Source organism: Azospirillum sp. RU38E (assembly GCF_900188385.1).
Classification (GTDB): Bacteria; Pseudomonadota; Alphaproteobacteria; order Azospirillales; family Azospirillaceae; genus Niveispirillum.
Genome location: NZ_FZOI01000001.1, coordinates 75564 through 87723, shown reverse-complemented (window position 1 = coordinate 87723; position 12160 = coordinate 75564). Strand labels below are relative to the sequence as shown.

Genomic DNA, 12160 nt, shown 5'->3' with positions numbered 1-12160 from the left:
GCATCCGGCCTGGAACCACCGGGCCGGTACCTTCTGAAGGGATCGATCAGAGCCAGCGGATGGACCGCCACCCCTGCGGCCGCACGCCAATAGGTGACGCTTTTCCGCGATCCGCTCTAACGCAGTCTGGCGAACAGGGCCGGCAGTTTCTGATCCGCCCCCTCCCCACCACCGGTGGCCAGCCGATGGAACAGGGCATCAATGGGCCGGCTGGCTGTGCGGTCAGTCGGCCGGTCGGCGCGGGACGGCTGGGCACTGCGCCGCACCCCCTCCCCCCGTGCCGCTGCGGGGGCGACCGGCCGGATGAAAACGGGCCGTTGCGGTGCCGGCACCGGCGGTTCGATCACAGGCAGGGTTGCCGCCGGCGTTTCCACCGGTGCCGCCATGGCCTTCAGCTTCTCCTCCAGCCGCAGATCGAAGGCGGAGGCGAAATCCCTGTATTCAAAGCCGTCAACGTCAGATTGCGCCAGAAGTCGGGCAATATCAGAGCCGGTTCGTCCCATTACCATCCTCCTTCCTTTATCTGTGTTTACGGTATATTAACAACACGGCACACCAATTCAGGTGTAAATGCGTTATTAATTGATCTATTTCATTTGTTTATAGTGAATAAAATTAGACTGTTTTCGATGATGAAGTTGGGAATAAGTGTCATGCGATCGACGAATGGTGCATTTATGGTTAATTATCTCTTAAAATTGATGAAATACCAGTTTGAGGTTAACTTGTTTACCTAAGCAACATGAACAAGCGGCGCATTTCATCATTAATGGAAATTAAATTCAATTTATATTGATTTAAATGTAATTATATTACAAAATTGAGAGGCGTCGTTAATGAATTCATTTGAATGTATTAAATATCAGAAATTTGGATCGATTTTCCAAACAGGCTGCAAAGCAAGATATATAAAATGTCAATAAAAAGCTTTGGGAAACCCTGACCACTCTGCAGCGCCAGAAATATCTGTACGATATATCCGACTGACGCACATCTTTCGGCCATATCATCGACCGAATTGGCATGTTTATAGTCTGTGCTGTATCCACCCGCCTTTGGAAACGTCACGACCATGATCGTCTCCCCCTCCCGCCGTCAGCTGCTGACCCTGCTGGCCGCCCTGGCCCCGGCTGCGCTCACCCCCGGCGGCCGCGGTTGGGCACAACCGGCAAGTGTGGTGACCGGCAGTGATTTTGCCGCCGCCTGGGCTGTCTATCGCCGCCGCTTCGTGCGCCTGGAAGGGCGGGTGGTGGATAGCGGCAATGGCGGTGTCAGCCATACGGAGGGCCAGGGCTGGGGGATGCTGTTCGCGGAGGCGGCCGGTGACCGGGAGAGTTTCGACAGCCTGTGGAACTGGACGCAGACCAATCTGCGTCGGCCAGAGGATGGGCTATTCAGCTGGCGCTGGCTGCCCGATGCCAACCCGCCTGTTGCCGATCGCAACAATGCCAGCGACGGCGACCTGCTGATCGCCTGGGCGCTGCTGCGCGCCGGTCGCCGCTGGCAGAACAGCGCCTATCAGCAGGCCGCGCTGGAGCTTTCAGCCGCCATTCAGGACACATCCCTGCTGCGCGATGGCAAGAAGGCGGTGCGCGCCCTGCTGCCGGCCCGGCAAGGGTTCCAGCGCGATGGCGGCACCATCGTCAATCTTTCCTATTTCGTCTTCCCGGCTTTCCGGGAGCTGGCGGCGGCGGAAAAGCAGGCCGGGCGGGCAGAGCGGGCGGCGCTGTGGCAGGCGACCATCCTGGCCGGCCTGTCCCTGCTGCGTCGCGCCCGCTTCGGCACCTATCAATTGCCGCCCGACTGGTTGTTTCTGGGGGATGATGGGGAGTTGTTCCCCGCCCCGGACTTCCCGCCCCGCTTCGGGTATGAGGCGGTGCGCATCCCGCTCTATCTGGCCTGGGCCGGGCTGCTGGGAGGGGAACTGGCCACCCCCTACCGCACCCTATGGGCCCAGTCGATCCCCGGTTGGGTCAACCTGCACAGCGACGCGCAATCCGATTATCAGGAACATAATGGCTTTCGCGCCGTGGCAGCGCTGGTGCTGCCGGCCGACCATCTGCCGCTGTTGGCACCGGCCGACGGAGTGCCGACGGCGGAGGATAATTATTATTCTGCCAGCCTGCTGCTGCTGGCCGCCCTGGCCCGGCGGGAACAGGGCGGGCCGTAAGCCGGATCAGCGGCAGGGCTCATAGCAATCTCCCGTGATCGTGACTGATCCAGGGAGATTTTGCGTTCCCTCAGGCGCCGGGCGGGCGCATCCGCGCCCTTGGCTTACGCGCCATGTGGCGCGGGCCGGCAGTCGCCGGCCTCCAAGGGGCATGTCCCATGCCCCTTGGTATCAGACGCCCCAGTGGCGGACGCGGCCGGTATCAACATGCACGAAGCTGGACTTGGTATAGATACCGACACCCCCCAACTTCAGATCAACCGCTGCCTGACGGATACGGGCCAACTGGCGGCTGGGCAGATCGATATCGATGGCCTTGCCTTCCATATGCAGGCTCTTGGTCGCCACCCCTTCGGTCTTGGCCGCCAACATGGCGTTGGTCTTGGGGCAGCGATAGCCGGAGATGACCTGGAACGGTTCTTCCGTGCGCAGGCGCTGGCGCAACTGGAACAGCAGGTCCAGCAGCTTGGGGTCCATGCGGCCTTTTTCGCCGGTGCGCCAGTCGCGCAGCATTTCATTCACGTCCGCCAGGGCCGTGGGCAGGTAACGCCCGTCAGCGAAATAGGTGACGCGCAGCTTTTCCCTTGTATGGGGGGAGACGAAGGAGACGGTGCGGCGGGTGGCACCCAGCGGGGCGGCGGCGGCGCGGTCGGTGATGATGGTCGGCAGCGCAATGGCGGCACCCGCCGCCATCATAAAGCCACCAAGGGAGCGCAGAAAGCCCCGACGGGAAGCCTCCGGCAAGGGGGAAGAGGTGTCACATGAATGAGACGAATCGCGTCCGACAAGATTATTGACGCCCAGGTCGGTCGTGTTCGGCCGTTCTACCATGCCCCTCACCCTTTCCCGATCTCTCTGGCCCCCTGCAACCGTGGCGCTGGGGACACTCCCTTGTCACAAACAAAGCGTTTACCCCGCGCCAATCGCGGGGCACGAATGCAGTGATGGCAGATCGAGGCGGGGGAGGCAAGCAACAAATTGCCCCAGGGATTAATCCGTCTGAAACCGGGAACAAAACGTAAAAGCAAGCACAATCAAGGGGTAACGCTACCCATTCCGCTGACGGCAGGTGCCGGGTTCAGGCCGGGTGCCGGATTGGCCGGCTGTTGGGGGGCGGAAGCCGGTGCCGTGCGGGCCTCTGCCTCCACCGCATCCAGCTTCACCCGGCTGGCCCGCATGGCGGCGGCCAGCTTGCGGTCGCGGCCATAGATGTCGGAACGGAAATCCACCGTGCCATCATCCTCCACAAAGGCGGTGACATAGGTGATGTGGATGGGAATTGGCTGTTTCAGCCGCACGATGGTGCGTTCCCCGGTCTGAAGCGCCGCATCCAGCTTGGCCCGGTCCCAACTGGTGGTGTTGGTCAGGCGCAGGATGGTTTCCGCCACATCGAACGGGTTCTCCACCCGGATGCAGCCATGGCTGAAGCTGCGATTCGCCCGGTTGAACAGGCCCTTGGACGGCGTGTCGTGCAGATAGATGTCGAACTCGTTGGGGAACATCATCTTGATGCGACCCAGGCTGTTCTTGTCGCCCGGCTTCTGTCGCACGCGATAGGGCAGGCCCTTCATATGGGCCCAGTCCAGGGTGGCGGGATCAACCGCGACGGCCCCTTCCGTGCCATTGGCCAGCAATTCGTAATCATGCTTGGCCAGATAGGACGGGTCTTTCCTGGCCTTGGGGAAAATCTCGTCCCGCACGATCTTGGCGGGCACATGCCAATAGGGATTGACCTCCAGATAGCTCATATTGCGGGAAAATACAGGGGTGCGGGTGCTGGTGGTGCCCACCACCACCCGGGCCGAATGCACCACCTTGTCATGTTCAAAGATGGACAGGCCGAAGGCGGCCAGATTGACCAGGATGTAATTCGGCCCCAGATCGCGCGGCATCCAGCGCCAGCGCTCCAGATTCATCATGATCTGGGCGGCGCGCTGATCGGCCGGCACATTCAGGGTCAGCACCGTCTGCTTGCCCATCACGCCATCGGGTTCCAGCCCGTGGCGGCGCTGGAACAGTTTCAGCGCCTGCACCGTCGCCTCGTCGAACAAGGCCGGGTCTTCCGGCACCGGGGCATTGGCCGCCAGCTCCCCGGTGACGCGCAGCCGGTCGCGCAGGGCCGGCAGGCGTTCGGCATCGCTTTCCCCCGGTTTCAGGGAAACCTCCACCATCGGCACCGGTTTCCAGCCGCCAGCGGCCGCCAGGGCGCGATATTGGGCGAGCGCGGTGCGCAGGCGGGCATATTCCGGGCGCGAGGGGGCCAGCGGCAACAGCACGCCCGCCGGATCGGTATTGTCAGCCAGCTTCGTCAGCAGCAACTGGCCGTCAATCTCCCGCTTATCCATGTAGAGTTCGGTATCCACCTCGCTCGGCTCCAGCCGGCCGGTGGCCAGATCGCGGCCGAAATCCAGGGCGCCGTGCGACAGCAGCACTTCCAGTTCGGCCTGGGCATCGGGGCTGTCGCCCCGTTCCATCAGGGTCTGGATGCGGGCGACACCATAATGGCGCGAATCCAGCCCATCGGCATCGGCCCCCTGCAACAGGGCCAGCAGGGCGGAGGCGCGCGGTGTGGGATGGCCATCCACCACCCAGAGCGGGGCCAGCTTGCGCCCTTCATAGAAGCGACCCAGGATTTGTAAATCCTGCCCGTCACGGTCAGTCTTGGGCGTGCCGACACCGCCCACCAGCCGCTGCTGCAGGGCCTGGCCAAAGTTCCGCGCCGGGGCAGCAGCCGCATCGGCCAGCGGTGCCAGCAACAGCAGACCTGCGATCAGGCCCGCCCGCATATTGGTGGAAGAAACCAGCACCGCCCCCGCTCCCGTTTGATTGCACATACCCTTATCAACGAAGCTATGCCGCAAAAGGGCAGCGCCGTCGCCCGTTTAAAAGATCAGGACAACATGGCGTTTTGGTGATGGGGGGCCAGATATGCGGGGGCCGCAGGGGATTTGCAGCCGCATCATTTTCATTGCTGAGTATCAGTCTGAAAGATTTTTATTCATTCTCAATACCTTACCGCATCCTCACGGTCACCCCGGCGAAGGCCGGGGTCCAGGGGCCACAGGCGTTTCGCTCTACGATACTGGACCCCGGCCTTCGCCGGGGTGACGGTGATACAGAAAGTCCAAACATGTAAAGCATTGAAATAATATAAAATTTTCCGTACAGGCAATTAGTCTACAGCCATGATTTTAAACTGAGATATTTTATAATAAAAAATCAAAAAACATATAATGAAACCAAGAAAAAATGACAAAACATGCGTCAATATGGATTTCATACTCACACCCTCCTTACGAACAGAGAGAAATGCATTGTCGCTTTATTTTTTATTGAAAGAAGCACCCTGTCTTCCCCTCACCCGCCAATGGCGTTCCTTCGTTTCATAGAGCCCGTCCGGAAAGTTTCACATTATCTCAACCTCTGACACGTCTTATCTTTAAACGCTACCGTCACCCCGGCGAAGGCCGGGGTCCAGAATCACAGGCGCTTTGCTCTACGAACTGGACCCCGGCCTCCGCCGGGGTGACGGGATTAAAACATTAAAATGTTGATAAAGAAGGAAAATTTTTCAGACGGACTCATGGATGTAATGAAATAAAAATGGCTTTTATATGATGATCAGGGCCACATAGGAGAGGTCCACAGGGGATTTGCCATCCCCTGCGGCTGCTCGGCGGATCAGAACCGATAGGTGGCGCTGACCGTGTAGTTACGCGGCTTGCCGTAACGGTACTGCGAATAGAAACCGGTCTGGCTGTAATAGGTCTTGTCGAACAGATTCTCCACATTGAGCTGAAGCTGCACATCCTCGGTCACGGCATAGCGGGCCATCAGATCGACCAGCACATAGCCATCCTGCTGGAACCGGTACGCCAGACCGGTCACCGGGTTGGTGCCATCGAAATAGACCTTGCTGCGATAATTGACGCCGCCGCCGATGGTCAGCGCCTCCAGCGCGCCCGGCAGCCGGTAGGTGGTGAACAGCTTGAACAGCTTACGCGGCTGGTTGGTGATGACCGCCGCCCCTTGGGCATTTTCGGCGATGAACTGGCTGTAGCCGACGCTGATATTCCAGCCCTCCAGCGGCTGGCCGGAAGCCTCCAGCTCAAACCCGCGGCTGACGGTGCCTTTGGCGGCCTTGTAGGTCTGCTGCGGCAGGCCGCCGCCCGGCGGCACCAGCATGATATCGGGCTCGGCCAGATTATCCTGTTCGATGCGGAACAGCGCCACGGAGGTCTGCAGCGCCTCATCCAGGAAGGCGCTTTTCAGGCCGATCTCATAGGATTGGCCCTGCAACGGGTCCAACTGGGCCAGGGTGCGGTCCCGTTCCGGCTGCGGCCGGAAAATTTCCGTGAAGCTGGCATAGACCCGGTGCTGCGGCGTCAGATCATAGAGGGCGCCGGCATAGGGGATGAAAACATTCTTATCGCCATAATCGCTCTGCACCAGATAGCTGACGCCCTTCTTCTTCCAGGTGGACAGCCGGCCGCCACCGATCAGCTTCAGATCATCGCTGATATTCAGGCGCAGCGCCCCGTAATAGCCGGTCTGCTCCGTCTGTTCCTTTACATCCAGGTTGGCGGTATTGCTGAAACCGGGGTCGGGATAGGCCGCCCCGTTCCAATGTTCAAAATCCTTGCCCGGCGGATAGCTCAGGGCCGCGAAACTATAGGTATGGCGCTTCTGCTGGCTATGCAGCGCGCCCAGCACCAGTTCATGGTCGCGGCCAAACAGCGGCACCTGCCCCTTGAGCTGGGCGTCATAGCTGTTCTGGATGCTCTGCCCGTCATCCTTGTAGGGATAGCTGAACTGGATATCGCCCGTCGCCTTGTCGACCAGCCCGGAGAGATAGAGCAGCTTGCTCTTCTCCGCATTGCGCATCCGGTTGTAATTGGCGACCAGGCTCCAGCGGTCACTGAATTCATGCTTCAGGGAGACGAACAGATTCTCGTTCGTCGTGTCCCAATAGCTCCAGCTTGCCGAGGCGCTTTTGGAGCGTGGCCAGTCGGTCAGCGTGCCATCGGCATAGAAGGTAGGCAAAGCGCCCCAGGAGGGAGCGCTTGGCTCCCCTTTCTGGCGGCTGAACCCCACGCGCAGCAATGTTGCTTCCGTCACATCCACATCGGCCGTGCCATAAAGGGCCAGCTTGCGATTCTCATAGAGATCGACATTGCTCTCCCCCTCCTCATAGCGGACAACGCCGCGCACCCGCACGCGGCCATTATCGGTGACAGCACCGCCAATATCGCCCGAGAGGTTCCAGTTGCTCCAACTGCCATAGCCGGCGGCGGCATAGCCCGTCCAATCCTTGCTGTCGGCATGTTTGCGCACCAGATTGACGGAGGCCGAGGGCTCCCCCGCCCCGGTCAGCAGGCCGGTGGCGCCGCGCACAATCTCCACCCGTTCATAAAGGGAGACATCGGCCATGGTCTCCCCGGCCCCGCCGCCCAGCGTCCAGGCCAGCGGCACCCCATCGACCTGATAATTCCGGATCTCAAACCCACGGGCATAGAATTCATTGCGGACATCATCGGTTTCCAGCGCCGAGACGCCGGCGGCCCGGTCGATCACATCGGCGATGCTGACCAGATTCTGGTCCAGAATGCGCTGTGCGGTGATGATGCTGACCGATTGCGGCGTTTCCCGCATGGTCAGCCCCAGGCCGGTGGCCGTATCGATCTTGTCTGGCATTGTATAGGTGCCGATGACAACAATCTCTTCAACCTTGTCGCCGTCGCGGGCCTGCTCCGCCCCCGCAACATTGCCATAGGCGGCAAGCGCACCGCCCAGCAGCAACGCGATCTTCCACTTCATGTCCAGCCCCCGCAGCGTTCAACATGCCATGGCTGCTGCTGATAATTTAACTAATAATTATTATCAATAGCCTCATGCGAAAAGGCAGAAATGCATTGCCTTGCGCCGCGCAAACGCGCCGCCCCGTTCTGGCAGGGCGGCGCCGAGAGACCCGAGCCGTCAGCGCGTCGGGCGCGGGGTGGGGCCGGAATAATCATAGAAGCCGCGCCCGACCTTGCGGCCCAGCCAGCCAGCCTCAACATATTTCACCAGCAGCGGGCAGGGGCGATACTTGCTGTCCGCCAAGCCCTCATACAGCACCTGCATGATCGACAGGCAGGTGTCCAGACCGATGAAATCCGCCAGTTCCAGCGGGCCCATCGGGTGGTTGGCACCCAGCTTCAGGGCAGTGTCGATGGCCTCCACCGACCCGACGCCCTCATAGAGCGTATAGACGGCTTCGTTGATCATCGGCAGCAGGATGCGGTTGACGATGAAGGCGGGGAAATCCTCGGCGATGGCCGCCGTCTTGCCCAGCTTCAGCGTCAGCGCCTTGATGGCCTGGAACGTATCATCATCGGTGGCGATGCCGCGGATCAGCTCCACCAACTGCATCACCGGCACCGGGTTCATGAAATGCATCCCCATGAACTTGCCGGGCCGGTCGGTGGAAGCCGCCAGCCGGGTGATGGAGATGGAAGAGGTATTGGTGGCGATGATGGCCGACGGCTTCAGGTTCGGCACCAGCATCTTCAGGATCTGGCGCTTCACATCCTCGCTCTCCGTCGCCGCCTCGATCACCAGATCGCAATCGGCGAAGATGGCGTGGCTGGTGCCGGTTTCGATCCGGGCCAGGGCGGCGTCCTTATCCTCGGCCGACAGCTTGCCCTTGGCGACCTGCCGGTCCAGGTTCTTGCCGATACCCGCCACAGCCTTGGCCAGTTGGTCGGCGGAGATATCGGATATCTTTACCGTCAGGCCTGCCACGGCGCAGACCTGCGCAATGCCGCTGCCCATCTGACCCGCACCGATAACGCCAACTTTCTCGATCATCACCTAATCCCCCGCGCCGGGTTGGAAACCTATGCGGCTATTCTGCCACGGATGGGGGCGAATTGGCCCCGCGACAAATGTCCAATATGGAAGTGCGCCGCTGCACCTTGCCCCTTAGGGGCCGGATGCAGCGGCCACAGCGCTTTACTTTGCCAGAGCGGCGGTCAGTTCCGGGACGATCTTGAACAGATCGCCGACGATGCCGTAATCGGCCACCTGGAACATCGGCGCCTCTTCATCCTTGTTGATGGCGACGATGACCTTGCTGTCCTTCATGCCGGCCAGATGCTGGATGGCACCGGAGATACCGACGGCGATGTACAGTTCCGGCGCCACGATCTTGCCGGTCTGGCCGACCTGATAATCGTTGGGCACGAAACCGGCATCCACCGCCGCGCGGGATGCGCCCACGGCCGCGCCCAGCTTGTCGGCCAGCGCGTCCAGCAGCGGGAAATTCTCGCCCGACTGCATCCCACGACCGCCGGAGACGATCACCCGCGCCGCCGTCAGTTCCGGCCGTTCGGACTTGGTCAGTTCGGCGCCGACAAAGCTGGACAGGCCAGCATCGCCCGTGGCGGCCAGGGCCTCCACCGCACCGGCACCGCCCGTCTCTGCCGCCGCCTCAAACGCTGTGCCGCGCACGGTGATCACCTTGATGGCGTCGGCTGACTTCACCGTGGCAATGGCATTGCCGGCATAGATCGGGCGTTCGAACGTGTCGGGCGACACCACGCCGCTGATCTCGCTGATCTGCTGCACATCCAGCAAGGCCGCCACGCGCGGGGCCAGATTCTTGCCGAAGGTGGTGGCCGGGAACAGCACATGGCCATAGCCACCGGCCTTCACGGCCGCCACCACCAGCGGGGCAAAGTTCTCGGCCAGCGGCTGGGCATATTCGGCGGCATCGGCCACCAGCGCCTTGGCCACACCGGCGGCCTTGGCGGCGGCTGCACCGGCGTCAGCCACGCCCTGGCCGGCCACCAGCACATGGGTTTCCCCGCCAATCTTCGCCGCCGCCCCCAGGGTGGTCAGCGTCGGCTTCTTCACAGCGCCGCTCGTGGGTTCGGCGATTACCAGAATGCTCATGATGGGTGTCTCCTCAATCGGGGGGAGCGGCTTTGCGGCGGTAGTTCTGGCATCGACGGGGAAGATTTGTTGCCTCGCTCTCGTCTCTCTCAACCGTCACCCCGGCGAAGGCCGGGGTCCAGGGGCCACAGGCGCTGTGCTCTACGAAGCTGGACCCCGGCCTGCGCCGGGGTGACGGGAGAGATTTTGAAAAGCGGGGTGGAACCCTCGACAGCCAGAAACAACCGCCCACAAAACCGTCAGGCGTTACAGCAGGCTCAGATCACGCGCGCTTCATCGCGCAGCTTGGCAACCAGCTCGTCCACGCTGGCGACCTTGATGCCGCCCTTGCGCTTGGGCGGTTCGGTCACTTTCAGCGTGGTCAGGCGCGGGGTGATATCCACGCCCAGCGCGTCCGGCGCCAGCACCTCGATCGGCTTCTTCTTCGCCTTCATGATGTTGGGCAGGGAGGCATAGCGCGGCTCGTTCAGGCGCAGGTCGGTGGTCACCACCGCCGGCAGCTTCAGTTCCACCGTCTCCAGACCGCCATCGATTTCGCGCGTCACCGCAACCTTGCCATCGGCCGGCGCCACCTTGGAGGCAAACGTCCCCTGGCCCCAGCCCAGCAGAGCGGCCAGCGCCTGACCGGTCTGGTTGGCATCATCATCAATGGCCTGCTTGCCCAGGATCACCAGATCGGGCGCTTCCTTGGCCACCACGGCCTTCAGCAGCTTGGCGACGGCCAGCGGCTGCACCTCCGCGTCGGTCTGCACCAGAATGCCCCGGTCACCGCCCATGGCCAGACCGGTGCGGATCGTCTCCTGCGCGCCCGCCGGGCCGATGGAGACAACCACAATCTCTGTCGCCTTGCCGGCTTCCTTCAGGCGAACCGCCTCTTCAACCGCGATCTCGTCGAACGGGTTCATCGACATCTTCACATTCGCAAGCTCGACACCGCTCTCGTCGGGCTTCACGCGGACCTTCACGTTGTAGTCAACAACGCGCTTTACGGCGACCAGGAGTTTCATTCGGCGATCCCCTTGCTTCATGTCTGACCGGGAAGGACAGGCATCCCGGCCGCGTATCAGGCATTCAGCCTTATGTTCGGGGGCATAAGATTGGGCATTCGTCGCCTGCCGTCCAGCCCGCATAAACGGGCGGGAAGATAGGATTGCTGCGGCGCACCTGTCAATAGAATGCGCCAAAAACCGCCAGATTGAAATTTTATATCCAATCCAGCCGCAAGCACCCCGCCGATACCGGCAACCCTGCCACCTTACGCACCCTATGCCCCACCATTATGCTGCATCGCAACATTTCTGATGGAGCATTACGTTTACGTAATAGGAAGATATTAGCCAAATTCGTTTCAGATGCAAGGGTGCAATGCATGGCACACGGGATTGCCGGTGCGGGATCATTCCCCGCGCGTCAAGCCCGGCACCCACAGCACATCGGCCGCCCCCTTGTCGTTCAGGTAGCGACCCAGCACAAACAGATGGTCGGACAGACGGTTGATATATTTCAGCGCCGGGGCGCCCACCGCCTCATGCAAGGCCAGCTCGGTCATCTCCCGCTCAGCCCGGCGCACGATGGTGCGGCTCAGATGCAGGAAGGCGGCAGCCGGGCTGCCGCCGGGCAGGATGAAGCTGTTCAGCGGGGAGAGCTGTTCATTCATGTGGTCAATCTCCGCCTCCAGCCGGTCGACCTGCCGGTCGATGATCCGCAGCGGCGGATAGGGCGGATTTTCCTGTTCCGGGGTGCAGAGATCGGCCCCAAGATCGAACAGATCGTTCTGGATACGGCCCAGCATGGCATCGGCATCGACCAGCACCGGATCATCGGGCCGGCCACCGGTATGCAGCCGGGCCAGCCCCAGGGCGGCATTGGCCTCATCCACCGTGCCATAGGCGGCGACACGCAGATCATGCTTGGGCACGCGGCTGCCATCGCCCAGGGAGGTCTGGCCCTTGTCCCCGCCACGGGTATAGATGCGCGTCAGCCTGACCATGGAAACCCCGCCTCAATGAACTGGTAATGAACTGCTGCCGCAGGAGATAGAGGGCGGGGCGGCCC

Annotated in this window: 10 protein-coding genes; 1 reads left to right on the top strand and 9 read right to left on the bottom strand. The window is 61.5% G+C overall.

Annotated elements, in window-relative coordinates:
- Window positions 1-116: 116 nt before the first annotated feature.
- Window positions 117-503, bottom strand: a complete 387-nt coding sequence (locus CHB97_RS00400; protein ID WP_089285966.1) for a hypothetical protein — start codon at window positions 501-503, stop codon at window positions 117-119.
- A 352-nt stretch (window positions 504-855) separates the two neighbouring features.
- Window positions 856-1074, bottom strand: a complete 219-nt coding sequence (locus tag CHB97_RS25715; RefSeq protein ID WP_089285965.1) for a hypothetical protein — start codon at window positions 1072-1074, stop codon at window positions 856-858.
- Here CHB97_RS25715 and CHB97_RS00395 point away from each other — a divergent pair.
- Window positions 1073-2170: a glycosyl hydrolase family 8 gene (locus CHB97_RS00395; protein WP_089285964.1), complete on the top strand. Its 1098-nt coding sequence runs from the start codon at window positions 1073-1075 to the stop codon at window positions 2168-2170. The genes CHB97_RS25715 and CHB97_RS00395 overlap by 2 nt on opposite strands.
- Before the next feature lie 171 nt (window positions 2171-2341).
- Here the strand turns inward: CHB97_RS00395 and CHB97_RS00390 are convergent, their stop codons facing one another.
- The 7 genes from CHB97_RS00390 to CHB97_RS00360 all read right to left on the bottom strand — a co-directional run bounded on the left by CHB97_RS00390 (window position 2342) and on the right by CHB97_RS00360 (window position 12095).
- The gene (locus CHB97_RS00390; RefSeq protein WP_089285963.1) at window positions 2342-3001 is read right to left on the bottom strand and encodes a DUF882 domain-containing protein; all 660 of its coding nucleotides are present in this window, start codon (window positions 2999-3001) and stop codon (window positions 2342-2344) included.
- Window positions 3002-3204: 203 nt separating this feature from the next.
- The gene (locus tag CHB97_RS00385; protein ID WP_160105428.1) at window positions 3205-4977 is read right to left on the bottom strand and encodes a murein L,D-transpeptidase; all 1773 of its coding nucleotides are present in this window, start codon (window positions 4975-4977) and stop codon (window positions 3205-3207) included.
- 874 nt (window positions 4978-5851) lie between these two features.
- Window positions 5852-7987: a TonB-dependent siderophore receptor gene (locus tag CHB97_RS00380; protein WP_089285961.1), complete on the bottom strand. Its 2136-nt coding sequence runs from the start codon at window positions 7985-7987 to the stop codon at window positions 5852-5854.
- A gap of 159 nt (window positions 7988-8146) precedes the next feature.
- On the bottom strand, window positions 8147-9019 hold the full coding sequence (locus CHB97_RS00375) for a 3-hydroxybutyryl-CoA dehydrogenase (RefSeq protein WP_089285960.1): 873 nt from the start codon (window positions 9017-9019) through the stop codon (window positions 8147-8149).
- A 144-nt stretch (window positions 9020-9163) separates the two neighbouring features.
- The gene (locus CHB97_RS00370; protein ID WP_089285959.1) at window positions 9164-10105 is read right to left on the bottom strand and encodes an electron transfer flavoprotein subunit alpha/FixB family protein; all 942 of its coding nucleotides are present in this window, start codon (window positions 10103-10105) and stop codon (window positions 9164-9166) included.
- 257 nt (window positions 10106-10362) lie between these two features.
- A complete protein-coding gene (locus CHB97_RS00365; protein ID WP_089285958.1) occupies window positions 10363-11112 on the bottom strand; it encodes an electron transfer flavoprotein subunit beta/FixA family protein in 750 nt (249 codons plus the stop codon).
- A 389-nt stretch (window positions 11113-11501) separates the two neighbouring features.
- Complete coding sequence (locus tag CHB97_RS00360) at window positions 11502-12095, bottom strand: cob(I)yrinic acid a,c-diamide adenosyltransferase (RefSeq protein WP_089285957.1); 594 nt, start codon at window positions 12093-12095, stop codon at window positions 11502-11504.
- Window positions 12096-12160: the final 65 nt, after the last annotated feature.